This is a genomic window from Pseudomonas sp. TH06, from assembly GCF_016651305.1.
GTDB lineage: Bacteria > Pseudomonadota > Gammaproteobacteria > Pseudomonadales > Pseudomonadaceae > Aquipseudomonas.
Genome location: NZ_JAEKEC010000001.1, coordinates 1,490,852 through 1,509,033 on the forward strand (window position 1 = coordinate 1,490,852; position 18,182 = coordinate 1,509,033).

Genomic DNA, 18,182 nt, shown 5'->3' on the forward strand with positions numbered 1-18,182 from the left:
GCAGGTCCGTTCGCGACCTGCCTTCTCTTCTGATTTCAGAATCCTTTCCCAAGTGCCGGGCAGATTTTCTCTCCCTGAGCGGATTTCTTCTGCCTGTCATTCCAGTATTCGTCCGTTTTCTGTGGATTAAGCCCTGTGAATAACTGCCACTGAGGTCAGTTGATAACAGGGCTTGAAAACTGGATATAAACCCATCTGTGGATAACCACCCCTTTCATCCACAGGCTTACACCGGTTATCCAAACCTCTCATGGGTACATGGGCACAGGGTTTTGAAACTCTGTACATATTGAATATAAAGGCCTGTAGCAATCTATCCACAGAAATGTCTGTCAGTAAGAATAAGCTTTAAAACAAAGGTTTTATAAATTTCTCTCTTTTTTATTCTTTTAACCGCGAGTTCTCCACAGCTGGTTAAATTCTGTGCAAAGGGTTCTTTAGGAAGGGCGAAGTCCCTATACTTGTCGACCAGGTCCAGAAACCTGATCTCAAACTATTCCTGAATTACCTACTTAAGCAGGCACGAGGTGCGTGGTGGATTTCCCTTCCCGTTTTGAAGTGATCGTCATCGGCGGCGGTCATGCCGGTACCGAGGCAGCACTGGCCTCAGCACGTATGGGGGCAAAAACCCTGTTGCTGACGCATAACGTGGAAACCCTCGGTGCCATGAGTTGCAACCCGGCCATCGGTGGCATTGGCAAAAGCCATCTGGTCAAGGAAATCGATGCCCTCGGCGGCGCGATGGCCATCGCGACCGACTTGGGCGGTATCCAGTTTCGCGTGTTGAACAGCCGCAAAGGCCCAGCCGTACGGGCGACCCGTGCGCAAGCCGACCGGATTCTGTACAAGGCCGCTGTCCGAGAAATCCTGGAAAACCAGCCGAACCTGTGGATATTTCAGCAGGCCGCTGACGACTTGATCGTCGAGCAGGAGCAAGTACGCGGTGTTGTCACGCAAATGGGTCTGCGTTTCTTCGCCGATTCCGTGGTGTTGACCACCGGTACGTTCCTTGGCGGACTTATCCACATCGGTCTGCAGAATTTTTCCGGCGGTCGCGCCGGTGATCCGCCGTCGATTGCCCTGGCTCATCGTCTGCGTGAACTGCCATTGCGTGTCGGTCGCCTGAAAACCGGTACGCCACCGCGTATCGACGGTAAATCCGTGGATTTCTCGGTGATGACCGAGCAGCCGGGCGATACGCCGATCCCGGTGATGTCGTTCATGGGCAACAAGGAACAACATCCGCGGCAAGTCAGTTGCTGGATTACCCACACCAACGCTCGCACCCACGAAATCATCGCGGCCAACCTCGATCGTTCGCCGATGTACTCCGCTGCGGGTGAAATTGAAGGCATTGGCCCGCGTTATTGCCCGTCGATCGAAGACAAGATTCACCGCTTCGCCGACAAGGAAAGCCATCAGGTGTTCATCGAGCCGGAAGGTTTGACCACGCATGAGCTTTACCCGAACGGGATATCCACAAGCTTGCCGTTCGACGTGCAATTGCAGATCGTGCAATCGATTCGCGGTATGGAAAATGCGCACATCGTGCGTCCGGGTTACGCAATCGAGTACGACTACTTCGATCCACGTGACCTGAAGTACAGCCTCGAAACCAAAGTTATCGGCGGTCTGTTCTTCGCGGGTCAGATCAACGGCACCACCGGTTACGAAGAAGCGGGCGCCCAGGGTTTGCTCGCCGGGGCCAACGCCGCGTTGCGTGCGAAAGGCAAAGAAGCCTGGTGCCCGCGTCGCGATGAAGCGTACATCGGCGTATTGGTCGACGACTTGATCACCCTCGGCACCCAAGAGCCGTACCGCATGTTCACTTCCCGTGCCGAGTACCGCCTGATTCTGCGTGAGGACAACGCCGACCTGCGTCTGACCGAAAAAGGTCGCGAACTTGGCCTGGTCGATGACGCGCGTTGGGCGGCCTTCTGCAAGAAACGCGAAAGTATCGAACTCGAAGAACAGCGTCTGAAAAGCACTTGGGTTCGCCCGGGCACGCCGCAGGGCGATGCGATTGCGGAAAAATTCGGCACGCCGCTGACCCACGAATACAACTTGCTCAATCTATTGAGTCGTCCGGAAATCGACTACGCTGGTCTGGTCGAAGTGACCGGCAACGGCGCCGAAGATCCACAGGTCGCCGAACAGGTTGAGATCAAGACCAAGTACGCCGGTTACATCGACCGTCAACAGGACGAAATCGCCCGTCTGCGCGCCAGCGAAGACACGAAATTGCCTGTGGATATCGATTACACCAACATTTCCGGTCTCTCCAAGGAGATCCAGAGCAAACTTGGCGCGACTCGTCCCGAGACGCTGGGCCAGGCTTCGCGGATCCCGGGTGTGACCCCTGCAGCGATTTCGCTGTTGATGATTCATTTGAAAAAACGCGGCGCGGGCCGTCAGTTGGAGCAAAGCGCTTGAGTTCTAAGGTCACTTCGCAACACGCCGAAGAGTTATCCACAGGAGCCCGCGAGCTCGGTGTCAATCTCACTGAAACCCAGCACGAATTGCTGCTGGGTTATCTGGCCCTGTTGATCAAATGGAACCAGGCCTACAACCTCACGGCAGTGCGTGATCCGGATGAAATGGTTTCGCGTCACTTGCTCGATAGTCTGAGCGTGATGTCGTTCATCGAAAACGGCCGCTGGCTCGATGTTGGCAGCGGTGGCGGCATGCCGGGGATCCCGTTGGCGATCCTGTATCCAGACTCGCAAGTGACCTGTCTGGACAGCAACGGCAAGAAAACCCGCTTCCTGACCCAGGTCAAACTCGAACTCAAACTGGATAACCTGCAAGTTATCCACAGCCGCGTCGAAGCGTTTCAGCCTGCACAGCCATTCAACGGGATCATTTCCCGGGCGTTCAGCAGCATGGAAAACTTCACCAACTGGACTCGCCACCTCGGCGATGCCGATACGCGCTGGCTGGCAATGAAGGGCGTTCATCCGGCCGATGAGCTGGTAGCATTGCCGGCAGACTTCAAACTCGATAGCGAACACGCCCTGGCCGTACCCGGTTGTCAAGGCCAACGCCATCTGCTGATACTGCGCCGCACGGCATGATTGGGAACACAAGCAAGAATGGCTAAGGTATTCGCGATAGCGAACCAAAAGGGTGGTGTGGGCAAGACCACCACCTGCATCAACCTCGCAGCATCCCTGGTTGCTACCAAGCGCCGGGTGCTGTTGATCGATCTCGATCCACAGGGCAACGCCACCATGGGTAGCGGTGTGGATAAACACGGCCTGGAAAACTCGGTCTACGACCTGCTGATCGGCGAATGCGATCTGGCCCAGGCCATGCACTATTCCGAGCACGGCGGTTATCAACTGCTGCCGGCCAACCGCGACCTGACGGCCGCGGAAGTGGTTCTGCTGGAAATGCAGATGAAGGAAAGCCGTCTGCGCAGTGCGCTGGCGCCGATCCGCGAAAACTACGATTACATTCTGATCGACTGCCCGCCGTCGCTGTCGATGCTCACCCTGAACGCACTGGTTGCCGCTGACGGGGTGATTATCCCCATGCAGTGCGAGTACTTTGCGCTCGAAGGTTTGAGCGACCTTGTGGATAACATCAAGCGCATCGCCGAACTGCTGAACCCGAACCTGAAGGTCGAAGGTCTGTTGCGGACCATGTACGACCCGCGCCTGAGCCTGATGAACGATGTTTCGGCGCAGCTCAAGGAACACTTCGGCGAGCAGCTCTACGACACGGTGATCCCGCGAAACATCCGCCTGGCCGAAGCGCCGAGCTACGGTATGCCGGCACTGGCCTATGACAAGCAATCGCGCGGCGCCCTGGCCTACCTGGCTTTGGCCGGCGAAATGGTTCGTCGTCAGCGCAAAAATTCACGCATTGCCGCCGCTCAGGCAACTTAAGGAATCCCCATGGCCGTCAAGAAACGAGGTCTCGGACGTGGACTGGATGCACTGCTGAGTGGTCCGACCGTCAGCGCGCTGGAAGAACAAGCCGCGCAAGCTGACACCCGTGAATTGCAGCATCTGCCGCTGGACCTGCTCCAGCGGGGCAAGTACCAGCCACGCCGGGACATGGATCCGCAGGCGCTGGAAGAGCTGGCGCAGTCGATCAAGGCGCAAGGCGTCATGCAGCCGATCGTGGTTCGCCCGATCGGTGGCGGGCGTTTTGAAATCATTGCCGGTGAACGTCGCTGGCGCGCCAGTCAACAAGCCGGGCAGGAAACCATCCCGGCGATGGTTCGCGATGTACCGGATGAAACCGCGATTGCCATCGCGCTGATCGAGAACATCCAGCGCGAAGACCTCAATCCGATTGAAGAAGCGGTGGCCCTGCAGCGCTTGCAGCAGGAATTCCAGCTGACTCAACAGCAAGTCGCCGAGGCTGTGGGTAAGTCCCGCGTCACTGTGGCTAACCTGTTGCGGCTTATTGCGCTGCCGGAAGTCATCAAGACCATGCTGTCCCACGGCGACCTGGAAATGGGTCATGCCCGTGCTTTGCTCGGTCTGCCGGACAATCAGCAGGTGGAAGGGGCGCGACATGTTGTCGCACGCGGCCTCACTGTGCGCCAGACTGAAGCACTGGTTCGCCAGTGGTTGAGTGGCAAACCCGAGCCTGTGGAGGCGACCAAACCCGACCCGGATATCGCCCGTCTCGAACAGCGTCTGGCCGAGCGCCTAGGCTCTGCGGTGCAGATTCGCCACGGGAAGAAGGGAAAAGGGCAGTTGGTGATCGGTTACAACTCCCTCGATGAGCTTCAAGGTGTGCTCGCACACATCCGCTGAAACATTTCCTCATGTAGCGCGCAGTCGGAAATCACTACCTGACAGTTGAATAGGGGCAGAACCGCCCCTATACTCTGCGCGCATTTTGTCGGCACAAATTATGCCAAGTTATTGAATTCTGGCAGCCGACCATTGGAGAGCAATAGTGATGGAAACCCGCAAGCCAAACCGCCTGCCGTTCCATCGCCTGGCGGTTTTTCCGGTGTTAATGGCTCAATTTGTCATTTTGCTCATTGCCGCTTTGGCGCTCTGGCAATGGCACGGAGTCGTTGCCGGATACTCGGGACTTTGCGGAGGCCTGATAGCCTTGCTGCCCAATGTATATTTCGCTCACAAGGCATTTCGGTTTTCCGGCGCCCGAGCAGCCCAGTCCATCGTCCGGTCTTTCTATGCCGGCGAGGCAGGCAAACTGATTTTGACGGCAGTGCTCTTTGCACTGGTGTTTGCAGGTGTGAAGCCACTGGCGCCGATCGCAGTATTCGGCGCTTTCGTGCTGACTCAGTCGGTCAGCTGGTTCGCTCCCCTGCTGATGAGAACAAGACTTTCGAGACCTTAGGGCGTTTGAGGCAACCATGGCAGAAACAACCGCTTCGGGCTATATCCAGCACCACTTGCAGAACCTGACCTTCGGTCAGCTACCTAACGGCGGCTGGGGCTTTGCCCACACCGCAGCAGAAGCCAAAGAAATGGGCTTCTGGGCTTTCCACGTCGATACCCTCGGCTGGTCGGTCGCGCTGGGTCTGATCTTCGTTCTTCTTTTCCGCATGGCGGCAAAAAAGGCAACTTCGGGTCAGCCAGGTGCTTTGCAGAACTTCGTTGAAGTATTGGTCGAATTCGTCGATGGCAGCGTGAAAGACAGCTTCCATGGCCGTAGCCCGGTGATTGCACCGCTGGCACTGACCATCTTCGTCTGGGTGTTCCTGATGAACGCCGTCGACCTGGTACCGGTCGACTGGATTCCTCAGCTGGCCATCCTGATCTCCGGCGACCACCACATCCCGTTCCGTGCCGTGTCGACTACCGACCCGAACGCGACTCTGGGCATGGCTCTGTCGGTTTTCGCACTGATCATTTTCTATAGCATCAAGGTCAAGGGCATCGGCGGCTTCATCGGCGAACTAACCCTGCACCCGTTCGGCAGCAAGAACGTTTTCGTTCAAGCCCTGCTGATCCCGGTGAACTTCCTGCTGGAATTCGTGACCCTGATCGCCAAGCCGATCTCCCTGGCTCTGCGTCTGTTCGGCAACATGTATGCCGGCGAGCTGGTGTTCATTCTGATCGCTGTGATGTTCGGCAGCGGCCTGCTCTGGCTGAGCGGCCTGGGCGTTGTTCTGCAGTGGGCGTGGGCTGTGTTCCACATCCTGATCATCACGCTGCAGGCGTTCATCTTCATGATGCTGACCATCGTCTACCTGTCGATGGCGCACGAAGAAAACCATTAAGACCAGTCTCGACTAGTCTGATGTCCCTCCCGGTCAAACGGGAGGGGGCTCTTCACAGGGCACCTGAAACGATTTGTTTTACCGCTTTAATCTAAAAAACCTAAACCATACGACGTAAAAGTCGGGAGGAAAGATGGAAACTGTAGTTGGTCTAACCGCTATCGCTGTTGCACTGTTGATCGGCCTGGGCGCACTGGGTACCGCAATTGGTTTCGGCCTGCTGGGCGGCAAGTTCCTGGAAGGCGCAGCGCGTCAGCCAGAAATGGTTCCAATGCTGCAAGTTAAAATGTTCATCGTTGCCGGTCTGCTCGACGCCGTAACCATGATCGGTGTTGGTATCGCTCTGTTCTTCACCTTTGCGAACCCGTTCGTTGGTCAGATCGCTGGCTAATTACCCGGATTCTTCCGAGTAATTTGATGTGATGGACAACGTAACTGCGAGGTGTTGGCGTGAACATTAATGCGACCCTGATTGGCCAGTCCGTTGCGTTCCTGATTTTTGTACTGTTCTGCATGAAGTATGTATGGCCTCCGGTCATCGCTGCTCTGCACGAACGTCAAAAGAAGATCGCTGATGGTCTGGACGCTGCCAGCCGTGCAGCTCGCGACCTGGAGTTGGCCCAAGAAAAAGCGGGTCAGCAACTGCGCGAAGCGAAAGCTCAGGCAGCTGAAATCATCGAGCAAGCCAAGAAACGCGGTAACCAGATTGTCGAAGAGGCCGTTGAAAAGGCCCGTGTCGATGCTGACCGTGTGAAGGTTCAGGCTCAAGCCGAGATCGAACAGGAACTGAACAGTGTCAAAGACAAGCTGCGCGCCCAAGTGGGCATGCTGGCTGTCGGCGGCGCCGAGAAGATCCTGGGTGCCACAATCGATCAAAACGCGCACGCAGAGCTGGTTAACCAACTGGCTGCTGAAATCTAAGCGAGGGCGATCATGGCAGAACTGACCACGTTGGCCCGACCTTACGCTAAGGCGGCCTTCGAGCACGCTCAGGCCCACCAGCAACTGGCCAATTGGTCAGCCATGCTCGGCCTGGCTGCAGCGGTGTCACAAGATGACACCATGCAGCGCGTGCTCAAGGCCCCGCGACTGACGAGCGCAGAAAAGGCCGCCACGTTCATTGACGTGTGCGGCGACAAGTTTGATGCCAAGGCACAGAACTTCATCAACGTCGTTGCCGAAAACGACCGTCTCCCGCTTCTGCCGGAGATCGCCGCTCTGTTCGACCTGTACAAGGCCGAACAAGAGAAATCGGTAGACGTTGAAGTAACCAGTGCATTTGCATTGAACCAAGAACAGCAAGACAAACTCGCCAAGGTTCTCAGTGCACGACTCAACCGGGAAGTGCGCCTGCAAGTTGCGGAGGACGCTGCCTTGATTGGTGGTGTCGTGATCCGCGCCGGCGACCTGGTTATCGATGGCTCGATTCGCGGAAAAATCGCGAAACTTGCCGAAGCATTGAAATCTTGAGTTTGAAGGGGCAGCAGAGCAATGCAGCAACTCAATCCTTCCGAAATAAGTGAAATTATCAAGGGCCGCATCGACAAGCTCGATGTGACCTCCCAAGCCCGTAACGAAGGCACTGTCGTCAGCGTATCTGACGGTATCGTGCGGATTCACGGTCTGGCCGACGTAATGTACGGCGAGATGATCGAGTTTCCGGGCGGCGTCTACGGTATGGCCCTCAACCTGGAGCAAGACTCCGTAGGTGCCGTTGTACTGGGCGCTTACCAGTCTCTGGCTGAAGGCATGAGCGCCAAGTGCACCGGCCGCATCCTCGAAGTTCCGGTTGGTAAGGAACTGCTGGGTCGCGTAGTCGACGCACTGGGTAACCCTGTTGACGGCAAAGGTCCACTGGGCAACACCGAGACCGACGCGGTCGAGAAAGTTGCACCGGGCGTGATCTGGCGTAAGTCGGTAGACCAGCCTGTACAGACTGGCTACAAGGCTGTCGATGCCATGATCCCTGTCGGCCGTGGCCAGCGTGAGCTGATCATCGGTGACCGTCAGATCGGTAAAACCGCTCTGGCGATCGACGCGATCATCAACCAGAAAGACAGCGGCATTTTCTGCGTCTACGTAGCGATCGGTCAGAAACAATCGACCATCGCCAACGTGGTTCGCAAGCTGGAAGAAAACGGCGCCCTGGCCAACACGATCATCGTGGCTGCCAGTGCTTCGGAATCTCCTGCGCTGCAATTCCTGGCACCGTACTCCGGTTGCACCATGGGTGAATTCTTCCGCGACCGCGGTGAAGACGCGCTGATCGTTTATGACGATCTGTCCAAGCAAGCAGTGGCTTACCGCCAGATTTCCCTGCTGCTGCGCCGTCCACCAGGCCGTGAAGCTTACCCAGGCGACGTGTTCTATCTCCACTCCCGTCTGCTGGAGCGCGCATCCCGCGTTTCGGAAGAGTACGTAGAGAAGTTCACCAACGGCGCAGTGACCGGCAAAACCGGTTCCCTGACCGCACTGCCGATCATCGAAACCCAGGCTGGCGACGTTTCCGCGTTCGTTCCGACCAACGTGATTTCCATCACCGACGGTCAGATCTTCCTGGAATCGGCCATGTTCAACTCGGGCATCCGCCCAGCAGTGAACGCCGGTGTTTCGGTATCCCGTGTGGGTGGTGCCGCTCAGACCAAGATCATCAAGAAGCTCTCCGGTGGTATCCGTACCGCTCTGGCTCAGTACCGTGAACTGGCGGCATTCGCCCAGTTCGCTTCTGACCTGGACGAAGCGACCCGTAAGCAACTTGAGCATGGTCAGCGCGTTACCGAGCTGATGAAGCAGAAGCAATACGCACCAATGTCGATCGCTGACATGGCGCTGTCGCTGTATGCCGCTGAGCGTGGGTTCCTGACTGACATTGAAATCGCCAAGATCGGCAGCTTCGAACAAGCGCTGATCGCTTTCTTCAACCGCGATCACGCCGATTTGATGGCCAAGATCAACGTTAAAGGTGACTTCAATGACGAAATCGACGCTGGCATGAAAGCCGGTATCGAGAAGTTCAAGGCCACCCAAACCTGGTAAGCCGCAGCGGGAGCCGCGAGGCTCCCGCTTGCTAACCTGATAGGTGTTACATGGCAGGCGCAAAAGAGATTCGCAGTAAGATTGCGAGCATCAAAAGCACGCAAAAGATTACCAGCGCCATGGAAAAAGTGGCGGTCAGCAAAATGCGCAAGGCACAAATGCGCATGGCTGCTAGCCGTCCTTATGCGGAGCGTATCCGCCAGGTAATTGGGCATCTGGCCAACGCCAACCCGGAATACCGCCACCCGTTCATGATCGACCGCGCAATCAAGCGTGTTGGTTATGTCGTCGTGAGCAGTGACCGTGGTTTGTGCGGCGGCTTGAACACCAACCTGTTCAAGGCCCTGGTCAAGGACATGGCGGTAAACCGCGAAAACGGCGTCGAGATTGATCTGTGTGTCGTTGGTAGCAAGGGTGCGGCCTTTTTCCGCAACTTCGGCGGTAACGTCGTTGCAGCTATCAGCCACCTGGGTGAAGAGCCGTCGATCAATGATCTGATCGGCAGCGTCAAGGTGATGCTGGATGCTTACCTGGACGGCCGTATTGACCGCTTGTCCGTGGTGTCCAACAAGTTCATCAACACCATGACGCAACAGCCTACCGTGGAGCAGTTGATTCCATTGGTGGCGACCCCGGATCAGGATCTCAAGCACCACTGGGACTATCTCTACGAACCGGATGCCAAAGAGCTGCTTGACGGCTTGATGGTCCGTTACGTCGAGTCGCAGGTCTACCAGGCGGTGGTCGAGAACAACGCGGCTGAACAAGCTGCGCGGATGATCGCGATGAAGAACGCTACCGACAACGCCGGTGATTTGATCAGCGATTTGCAGCTGATCTACAACAAGGCGCGTCAGGCTGCGATCACCCAAGAGATCTCGGAAATCGTCGGCGGCGCTGCCGCGGTTTAACGGTTCAAATATTCAGAGGATCCAGCTATGAGTAGCGGACGTATCGTTCAAATCATCGGCGCCGTTATCGACGTGGAATTTCCACGCGACAGCGTACCGAGCATCTACAACGCGCTGACAGTTCAGAGCGCGGCCGCAACCACTCTGGAAGTTCAGCAACAGCTGGGCGACGGCGTGGTTCGCACCATTGCGATGGGTTCCACCGAGGGCTTGAAGCGCGGTCTGGAAGTTACCGATTCCGGCGCAGCCATCTCCGTACCGGTCGGTAAAGCGACCCTGGGCCGGATCATGGACGTCCTCGGTAACCCGATCGACGAAGCTGGCCCGATCGACACCGAAGAGCGTTGGGGTATTCACCGTCCAGCGCCTTCGTTCGCTGAACAGGCAGGCGGCAACGACCTGCTGGAAACCGGCATCAAGGTTATCGACCTGGTTTGCCCGTTTGCCAAAGGCGGTAAAGTCGGTCTGTTCGGTGGTGCCGGTGTAGGCAAAACCGTAAACATGATGGAACTGATCCGTAACATCGCCATCGAGCACAGCGGTTATTCCGTGTTCGCCGGTGTGGGTGAGCGTACTCGTGAGGGTAACGACTTCTACCACGAGATGAAGGACTCCAACGTTCTGGACAAAGTGGCACTGGTTTACGGTCAGATGAACGAGCCGCCGGGTAACCGTCTGCGCGTAGCACTGACCGGCCTGACCATGGCCGAGAAGTTCCGTGACGAAGGTAACGACGTTCTGCTGTTCGTCGACAACATCTATCGTTACACCCTGGCCGGTACTGAAGTATCCGCACTGCTGGGCCGTATGCCTTCGGCAGTAGGTTACCAGCCGACCCTGGCTGAAGAGATGGGCGTTCTGCAAGAACGTATCACTTCGACCAAGGAAGGTTCGATCACCTCGATCCAAGCGGTATACGTACCTGCGGACGACTTGACCGACCCGTCGCCAGCGACCACCTTCGCCCACTTGGACGCCACCGTCGTTCTGTCCCGTGACATCGCTTCCCTGGGTATCTATCCAGCGGTAGATCCACTGGATTCGACTTCGCGCCAGCTGGACCCGAACGTAATCGGCCAGGACCACTACGACACCGCTCGCGGCGTTCAGTACGTTCTGCAACGTTACAAAGAGCTGAAGGACATCATCGCGATCCTGGGTATGGACGAGCTGTCGGAAGCCGACAAGCAGTTGGTAAACCGTGCTCGTAAGATCCAGCGCTTCTTGTCGCAGCCGTTCTTCGTGGCTGAAGTCTTCACCGGTGCTTCGGGTAAATACGTTTCCCTGAAAGACACCATTGCTGGCTTCAAAGGCATCCTCAACGGTGACTACGACCACCTGCCAGAACAAGCGTTCTACATGGTTGGCGGCATCGAAGAAGCGATCGAGAAAGCCAAGAAACTGTAATCCCGGCGCCCGGCAACGGGCGCTAATTTAGGTTGAGGCAATCAGATGGCTATGACAGTCCATTGCGATATCGTCAGCGCGGAAGGGGAAATCTTTTCCGGCCTGGTCGAGATGGTGATTGCGCACGGTGCACTGGGTGATCTTGGTATCGCTCTGGGTCACGCGCCGCTGATCACTAATCTGAAGCCAGGTCCGATCCGCCTGATCAAGCAAGGCGGGGAAGCCGAGGTGTTCTACATCTCCGGTGGTTTCCTCGAGGTTCAGCCGAACATGGTCAAGGTGCTTGCCGATACCGTGCAACGTGCCGCCGACCTGGATGAAGCTCAGGCTCAAGCAGCTCTCAAGGCTGCCGAGGCTGCTCTGCATGAGAAGAGCGCAGATTTCGATTACGGAGCTGCGTCCGCACGTCTGGCCGAGGCTGCAGCTCAGCTGCGCACCGTCCAGCAGATCCGCAAGAAGTTTGGCGGTTAATCCGTCAGCCACTTGTTGTGCGATTGATAAAAAAGGGTAGCCTCGGCTACCCTTTTTTCTTTTCCGACTTTCAAAACCCGGTCGCAGTTGCTGACCACCCAGGATTGGTAGCCAGTCATGTCTCTCGAAATCGTAATCCTCGCGGCCGGCCAAGGCACTCGCATGCGTTCGGCACTACCGAAAGTGCTGCATCCGATTGCCGGCAATTCCATGTTGGGCCATGTTATCCACAACGCCCGGCAACTTGATCCACAACGCATCCATGTGGTCATTGGCCACGGTGCCGATGTGGTGCGTGAGCGCCTGGCCGCAGACGATCTGAATTTCGTGCTGCAGGACAAGCAATTGGGCACCGGTCACGCAACCGCTCAGGCAGTGCCGTTCATTTCCGCCGACACCGTACTGATCCTCTACGGTGATGTACCGCTGATCGAAGTCGAAACCCTGCAACGTCTGCTCAAGCACGTCGTCCCTGGCCAGATGGGTCTGCTGACAGTCGAGCTGGATGACCCGACCGGTTATGGCCGAATCGTTCGCGATGCCGACGGCAAGGTCGCGGCCATCGTCGAGCACAAAGACGCCAGCGAGGCCCAGCGCGCAATCACCGAAGGCAACACTGGCATCCTCGCCGTGCCGGCCAATCGCCTGGCCGACTGGATGAGCCGCTTGTCGAACAACAATGCCCAAGGCGAGTACTACCTGACCGACGTCATCGAGATGGCGGTTAGCGACGGTCTGGTCGTGGCCACTGAACAACCGCACGATCCGATGGAAGTACAGGGCGCCAACGACCGCAAACAACTCTCGGAGCTGGAGCGGCATTACCAGTTGCGCGCTGGCCGCCGTCTGATGGCGCAAGGCGTGACCCTGCGTGACCCGGCACGTTTCGATGTACGTGGCGAAGTGACCGTTGGTCGCGACGTGCTGATCGATATCAACGTGATCCTCGAAGGCAACGTAGTCATCGAAGATGACGTGGTCATTGGTCCGAACTGCGTGATCAAAGACAGTACCCTGCGCCAAGGCGTAGTGATCAAGGCCAACTCTCACATCGAAGGCGCGGTGCTGGGTGAAGGCAGCGATGCCGGTCCGTTCGCACGCCTGCGTCCAGGCACAGTGCTTGAAGCGCGTGCGCATGTGGGTAACTTTGTTGAACTGAAAAACGCCCACATGGGTGAAGGCGCCAAGGCTGGGCATCTGACTTACTTGGGCGATGCAGAAATCGGTGCGCGCACCAACATTGGTGCCGGCACGATCACCTGTAACTACGACGGCGCCAACAAGTGGAAAACCGTGTTGGGTGCGGACGTGTTCATTGGCTCCAATAACTCGTTGGTCGCGCCTGTGGATATCTCCGATGGTGCAACCACTGCTGCCGGATCGACCATCACGCAGAATGTGGATAACGCGCAATTGGCCGTCGGTCGTGCGCGACAGAAGAACATCGATGGCTGGAAGCGGCCGGAGAAGATCAAGAAAAACTGAGTTATACACAGGCTGTTCGATTGCCATCGCGGGCAAGCCCGCTCCCACAAGGCTCGCGTTGAAGCACCGTTCTTCAACACACAGCGAATCCATGTGGGAGCGGGCTTGCCCGCGATGCTTTTATCCACAGAATATTTTTTGAGCACCTGCTTGACGATTTAACGCCGATAGGTTTTGATTGCTTCCGTTATCTTTCGAATCGAAACTTAAGCCGCCATGTCGAAACGCAATACGCCTCAGCGTCGCCACAATATTCTCGCTTTGCTCAATGAACAGGGCGAAGTCAGTGTGGATGAGCTGGCCAAACGCTTCGAAACCTCGGAAGTTACGATTCGCAAGGATCTGGCTGCGCTGGAAACCCATGGACTGTTGCTGCGCCGCTATGGCGGGGCGATCACCATGCCGCAAGAGCTGGTGGCTGAAACGCCTCAGTCTGTTTCCAAATACAAACAGGCCATTGCCCGCGCTGCGGTAAAACGTATTCGCGAGCACGCCCGCATCATCATCGACAGCGGCAGTACCACCGCCGCAATGATTCCCGAACTTGGCCAGCAGCCGGGTCTGGTGGTGATGACCAATTCCCTGCACGTTGCCAATGCCTTGAGCGAACTCGAGCACGAGCCCGTGTTGTTGATGACCGGTGGTACCTGGGATCCGCATTCGGAGTCCTTTCAGGGCCAGGTGGCCGAGCAGGTACTACGCTCTTACGACTTCGATCAGTTGTTCATCGGTGCCGATGGCATCGATCTGGTCCGTGGCACCACGACGTTCAATGAACTGCTCGGTTTGAGCCGGGTCATGGCCGAAGTGGCGCGGGAAGTCATCGTCATGGTCGAGGCCGACAAGATTGGCCGCAAGATTCCCAACCTGGAGCTGCCATGGAGCAGCGTCCATACCCTAATTACCGATGATCGCCTGTCCGTCGAGGCCCGCGATCAGATTCAGGCTCGCGGTATCAACTTGATTTGCGCGACTGTCAGTCAGGAGAAATAAGCATGTGTGGAATTGTCGGCGCCGTTGCTGAACGTAATATCACCGCCATCCTGCTTGAAGGCCTCAAGCGTCTGGAATACCGCGGCTATGACAGCGCCGGTGTCGCGGTCTTCACCAATGACGAAACCCTTGAGCGCATGCGTCGCCCGGGCAAGGTCAGTGAACTCGAAGTGGCGCTGGCCGAACATCCGCTGGTTGGGCGTCTCGGTATTGCCCATACCCGTTGGGCCACCCACGGCGCACCGTGCGAACGCAACGCCCACCCGCATTTCTCCGGCGACATCGCGGTGGTGCATAACGGCATCATCGAAAACCACGAAGCCTTGCGCGAACAACTGAAAGCCCTGGGTTATGTGTTCACCTCGGACACCGATACCGAAGTCATCGCGCACCTGCTCAGCCACAAACTCAAAGACCAGCCAGACCTGACCGTCGCCCTCAAAGCGACCGTCAAAGAACTGCACGGTGCTTACGGTCTGGCCGTGATCAATGCTGCACAGCCTGATCGTCTGGTGGCTGCGCGCAGTGGCAGCCCGCTGGTGATTGGTCTGGGTCTGGGTGAAAACTTCCTCGCCTCCGATCAACTGGCCCTACGTCAGGTGACTGACCGCTTTATGTACCTCGAAGAGGGCGATATCGCCGAAATTCGTCGCGATAACGTGCAGATCTGGGACGTGACCGGCAAAGCCGTCGAGCGCCAGACCGTGCAGTACACCGATGGCGCCGAAGCCGCCGATAAAGGTGAGTTCCGCCACTACATGCTCAAGGAAATCCATGAGCAGCCAACGGTGGTGCAACGCACCCTTGAAGGTCGCCTGAGTAACGATCAGGTGCTGGTTCAGGCATTTGGTCCGCAGGCTGCCGAGCTGTTCGCCAAAGTGCGCAATGTGCAGATCGTTGCCTGCGGCACCAGCTATCACGCCGGCATGGTTGCTCGTTACTGGCTGGAAGAACTGGCCGGGATCCCTTGCCAGGTCGAAGTCGCCAGCGAGTTCCGCTACCGCAAAGTGGTGGTACAGCCGGACACCCTGTTCGTGACCATTTCGCAGTCCGGCGAAACCGCCGACACCCTGGCTGCGCTGCGCAATGCCAAGGAGTTGGGCTTCCTTGCCAGTCTGGCGATCTGCAACGTCGGCATCAGCTCGTTGGTGCGTGAATCCGACCTGACCCTGTTGACCCAGGCCGGTCGAGAAATCGGCGTGGCCTCGACCAAAGCTTTCACCACGCAACTGGTTGGCCTGTTGTTGCTGACCCTGTCGTTGGGTCAGGTGCGCGGTACCCTGGCCAACGGTGTCGAAGCCCGTCTGGTGGAAGAACTGCGTCGCCTGCCGACCCGTCTCGGCGAAGCGCTGGCCATGGACAGCACTGTGGAAAAAATCGCCGAGCTGTTCGCCGAGAAGAACCACACCCTGTTCCTCGGCCGTGGCGCGCAATTCCCGGTGGCGATGGAAGGTGCCTTGAAACTCAAGGAAATCTCTTACATCCACGCCGAAGCCTACCCGGCCGGCGAGTTGAAACACGGCCCGCTTGCGCTTGTGGATAACGACATGCCAGTGGTTACCGTGGCGCCGAACAACGAACTGCTGGAGAAGCTCAAGTCCAACCTGCAGGAAGTCCGTGCCCGTGGCGGTGAACTGATCGTGTTCGCCGACGAGAAAGCCGGGATGACCAATGGCGAAGGCACTCACGTGGTGCAGATGCCGCACATTCACGACATCCTCTCGCCGATCCTCTACACCATCCCGCTGCAACTGCTGTCGTACTACGTTGCCGTGCTCAAGGGCACGGACGTGGATCAGCCGCGCAACCTGGCGAAGTCGGTGACGGTGGAATAAGTTATCCACAGTTGATATGACCGAAAAGATCGCAGCCTTCGGCAACTCCTACAGGTTGAACACAAGACCCATGTAGGAGCCGCTGGAGGCTGCGATCTTTTGATTTTGGGGGGATGAGCCCATGGACCGCTTCCAGGAAATGCAGATCTTCGCCGCCGTCGCTCAGGAGCAAGGTTTCTCCGCAGCGGCGCGGCGCCTCGGCTTGTCGGCGGCCAGTGTGACGAGGGCGGTAGCGGCGCTGGAGTTGCGGATCGGTACGCAGTTGCTGGTTCGCACCACGCGCAGTGTGCATTTGAGTGAAGCGGGGCAGCGGTATCTGGAGGACTGTCGGCGGATTCTCGCCGAGGTGCAGGAGGCCGAGGATTCGGCTGCCGGCAGCCACGCCCAGCCGCGGGGGCAGTTGACGGTGACGGCGCCAGTGTTGTTCGGCGAATTGTTTGTTACGCCGGTGATGGCCGGTTATCTGGCGCAGTACCCGGACGTTTCGATCAATGCCTTATTGGTCGATCGCATCGTCAGCATGGTCGAGGAAGGCATTGATGTCGCGGTGCGCATCGGTGAGTTACCGGACAGCAATCAGCACGCGATTCGTGTGGGCGAGGTGCGGCGGGTGATTTGTGGCTCCCCTCAGTATTTCGCGGTCAACGGCAGGCCCGCCCATCCCCTGGAGTTGGCCGGGGTGCCGGTAGTCGCCACTTCGTCAATTGGTCAGCTGCGCAGTTGGCCATTTCTTGATCAGGGTGAACCGCTGAGTGTGCGTCCTGAATCCCGGTTGGTGGTCACCGCCAATCAGGCTGCAATCACTGCGGCATGCCTGGGCGTGGGGCTGACCCGGGTGCTTTCCTATCAAGTGGCAAGCAAAGTGGCGACCGGTGAACTTGAAATTGTCCTCGCCGACTTCGAACTGCCGCCGCTGCCGATTCATGTGGTGTATCAGGGCGGGCGCAAAGCCCCGGCGCGAGTGCGTAGTTTTGTCGATTTCACCGTGGATGCCTTGCGTGCGCATCCGGCGCTGAAGAACGCAGCGTTATTGCATGAGCTGAAATAATCGATTGCGAATGCTGGTGATTCTGTTGCTGCAAGGATAGGTGGAAGATGGTTTCCCTGCGCTGCCACTCCCGAAGCGGTGCGATCATCTTGCGGAGTCGACCATGCAACCGATCAAGTTCTACAACTTCCCGCGTTCCGGCCATGCCCATCGGGTGGAACTGATGCTGTCCCTGCTGCAATTGCCGACCGAGACAATTCTGGTCGATCTGGCCAAGGGCGAACACAAACAGCCGGCATTCCTTGCGCTCAACAGCTTCGGCCAGGTGCCGGTAGTTGATGACAACGGCGTGGTGTTGGCCGACTCCAACGCGATTCTGGTCTATCTCGCGCAAAAATATGGCGATGGTCGTTGGCTGCCGAGCGATCCGCTGGGTGCTGCGCGCGTGCAACGCTGGCTGTCGGCAGCGGCGGGACCGATTGCCTTCGGTCCGGCGGCAGCGCGATTGGTCACTGTGTTCGGCGCGCAACTGAATGCTGAAGACGCCATCACACGTGCGCACAATTTGCTCAAGGTCATGGAACAGGAACTGGGCAAAACCCCGTACCTGGCCGGCGACGAACCGACCATCGCTGACGTTTCCGCCTACAGCTACATCGCCCATGCGCCGGAGGGCAACGTTTCGCTGGATGACTACGCGAACGTGCGTGCCTGGCTTGCCCGGGTGGAAGGTTTGCCGAATTTTGTCGGTATGCCGCGCACGGTGGCGGGTTTGCAAAAAACCGCCTGAGGCCATCGGCCCGGGACAGTCCGGGCCTTGCACACTGCGCCAGCGGCGCAGG

Annotated in this window: 18 protein-coding genes; all 18 read left to right on the forward strand. The window is 57.6% G+C overall.

Features of this window, described 5'->3' with window-relative positions:
* Nucleotides 1-534: 534 nt before the first annotated feature.
* Nucleotides 535-2,433: a tRNA uridine-5-carboxymethylaminomethyl(34) synthesis enzyme MnmG gene (gene mnmG / locus JFT86_RS06550; RefSeq protein WP_201236191.1), complete on the forward strand. Its 1,899-nt coding sequence runs from the start codon at nt 535-537 to the stop codon at nt 2,431-2,433.
* A complete protein-coding gene (gene rsmG, locus JFT86_RS06555; RefSeq protein WP_007911906.1) occupies nt 2,430-3,074 on the forward strand; it encodes a 16S rRNA (guanine(527)-N(7))-methyltransferase RsmG in 645 nt (214 codons plus the stop codon). Before mnmG ends, rsmG begins: the two co-directional genes overlap by 4 nt.
* 18 nt (nt 3,075-3,092) lie before the next feature.
* Entirely contained in the window at nt 3,093-3,890 is a 798-nt protein-coding gene (locus JFT86_RS06560; protein ID WP_007911909.1) for a ParA family protein, read from the forward strand.
* A 9-nt stretch (nt 3,891-3,899) separates the two neighbouring features.
* A complete protein-coding gene (locus JFT86_RS06565; RefSeq protein ID WP_042607989.1) occupies nt 3,900-4,772 on the forward strand; it encodes a ParB/RepB/Spo0J family partition protein in 873 nt (290 codons plus the stop codon).
* 148 nt (nt 4,773-4,920) lie between these two features.
* The gene (locus JFT86_RS06570) at nt 4,921-5,328 is read left to right on the forward strand and encodes a F0F1 ATP synthase subunit I (RefSeq protein ID WP_003229783.1); all 408 of its coding nucleotides are present in this window, start codon (nt 4,921-4,923) and stop codon (nt 5,326-5,328) included.
* A 16-nt stretch (nt 5,329-5,344) separates the two neighbouring features.
* Nucleotides 5,345-6,214, forward strand: a complete 870-nt coding sequence (gene atpB, locus JFT86_RS06575) for a F0F1 ATP synthase subunit A (RefSeq protein WP_201229499.1) — start codon at nt 5,345-5,347, stop codon at nt 6,212-6,214.
* Between the two features lie 133 nt (nt 6,215-6,347).
* Complete coding sequence (gene atpE, locus JFT86_RS06580; protein ID WP_003097235.1) at nt 6,348-6,605, forward strand: F0F1 ATP synthase subunit C; 258 nt, start codon at nt 6,348-6,350, stop codon at nt 6,603-6,605.
* Between the two features lie 59 nt (nt 6,606-6,664).
* Nucleotides 6,665-7,135: a F0F1 ATP synthase subunit B gene (locus JFT86_RS06585; protein WP_064116541.1), complete on the forward strand. Its 471-nt coding sequence runs from the start codon at nt 6,665-6,667 to the stop codon at nt 7,133-7,135.
* A 12-nt stretch (nt 7,136-7,147) separates the two neighbouring features.
* A complete protein-coding gene (locus JFT86_RS06590; protein ID WP_007911956.1) occupies nt 7,148-7,684 on the forward strand; it encodes a F0F1 ATP synthase subunit delta in 537 nt (178 codons plus the stop codon).
* 21 nt (nt 7,685-7,705) lie between these two features.
* Complete coding sequence (gene atpA / locus JFT86_RS06595; protein ID WP_016984064.1) at nt 7,706-9,250, forward strand: F0F1 ATP synthase subunit alpha; 1,545 nt, start codon at nt 7,706-7,708, stop codon at nt 9,248-9,250.
* 50 nt (nt 9,251-9,300) lie between these two features.
* Entirely contained in the window at nt 9,301-10,161 is an 861-nt protein-coding gene (gene atpG / locus JFT86_RS06600) for a F0F1 ATP synthase subunit gamma (protein ID WP_008084419.1), read from the forward strand.
* A 27-nt stretch (nt 10,162-10,188) separates the two neighbouring features.
* A complete protein-coding gene (gene atpD / locus JFT86_RS06605; RefSeq protein ID WP_025112247.1) occupies nt 10,189-11,568 on the forward strand; it encodes a F0F1 ATP synthase subunit beta in 1,380 nt (459 codons plus the stop codon).
* Between the two features lie 45 nt (nt 11,569-11,613).
* Nucleotides 11,614-12,039, forward strand: a complete 426-nt coding sequence (locus tag JFT86_RS06610; protein WP_007954164.1) for a F0F1 ATP synthase subunit epsilon — start codon at nt 11,614-11,616, stop codon at nt 12,037-12,039.
* Nucleotides 12,040-12,156: 117 nt separating this feature from the next.
* Entirely contained in the window at nt 12,157-13,524 is a 1,368-nt protein-coding gene (gene glmU / locus JFT86_RS06615; protein WP_201236192.1) for a bifunctional UDP-N-acetylglucosamine diphosphorylase/glucosamine-1-phosphate N-acetyltransferase GlmU, read from the forward strand.
* A gap of 216 nt (nt 13,525-13,740) precedes the next feature.
* Nucleotides 13,741-14,517 carry a DeoR family transcriptional regulator gene (locus JFT86_RS06620; protein ID WP_201236193.1) on the forward strand — a complete coding sequence of 259 codons (777 nt, stop codon included), beginning with the start codon at nt 13,741-13,743 and terminating at the stop codon, nt 14,515-14,517.
* A 2-nt stretch (nt 14,518-14,519) separates the two neighbouring features.
* Nucleotides 14,520-16,352, forward strand: a complete 1,833-nt coding sequence (gene glmS / locus JFT86_RS06625) for a glutamine--fructose-6-phosphate transaminase (isomerizing) (protein ID WP_201236194.1) — start codon at nt 14,520-14,522, stop codon at nt 16,350-16,352.
* Between the two features lie 121 nt (nt 16,353-16,473).
* The gene (locus JFT86_RS06630) at nt 16,474-17,400 is read left to right on the forward strand and encodes a LysR family transcriptional regulator (RefSeq protein ID WP_201236195.1); all 927 of its coding nucleotides are present in this window, start codon (nt 16,474-16,476) and stop codon (nt 17,398-17,400) included.
* Between the two features lie 103 nt (nt 17,401-17,503).
* Entirely contained in the window at nt 17,504-18,130 is a 627-nt protein-coding gene (locus JFT86_RS06635) for a glutathione S-transferase (protein WP_201236196.1), read from the forward strand.
* The last annotated feature ends 52 nt before the right edge of the window (nt 18,131-18,182 follow it).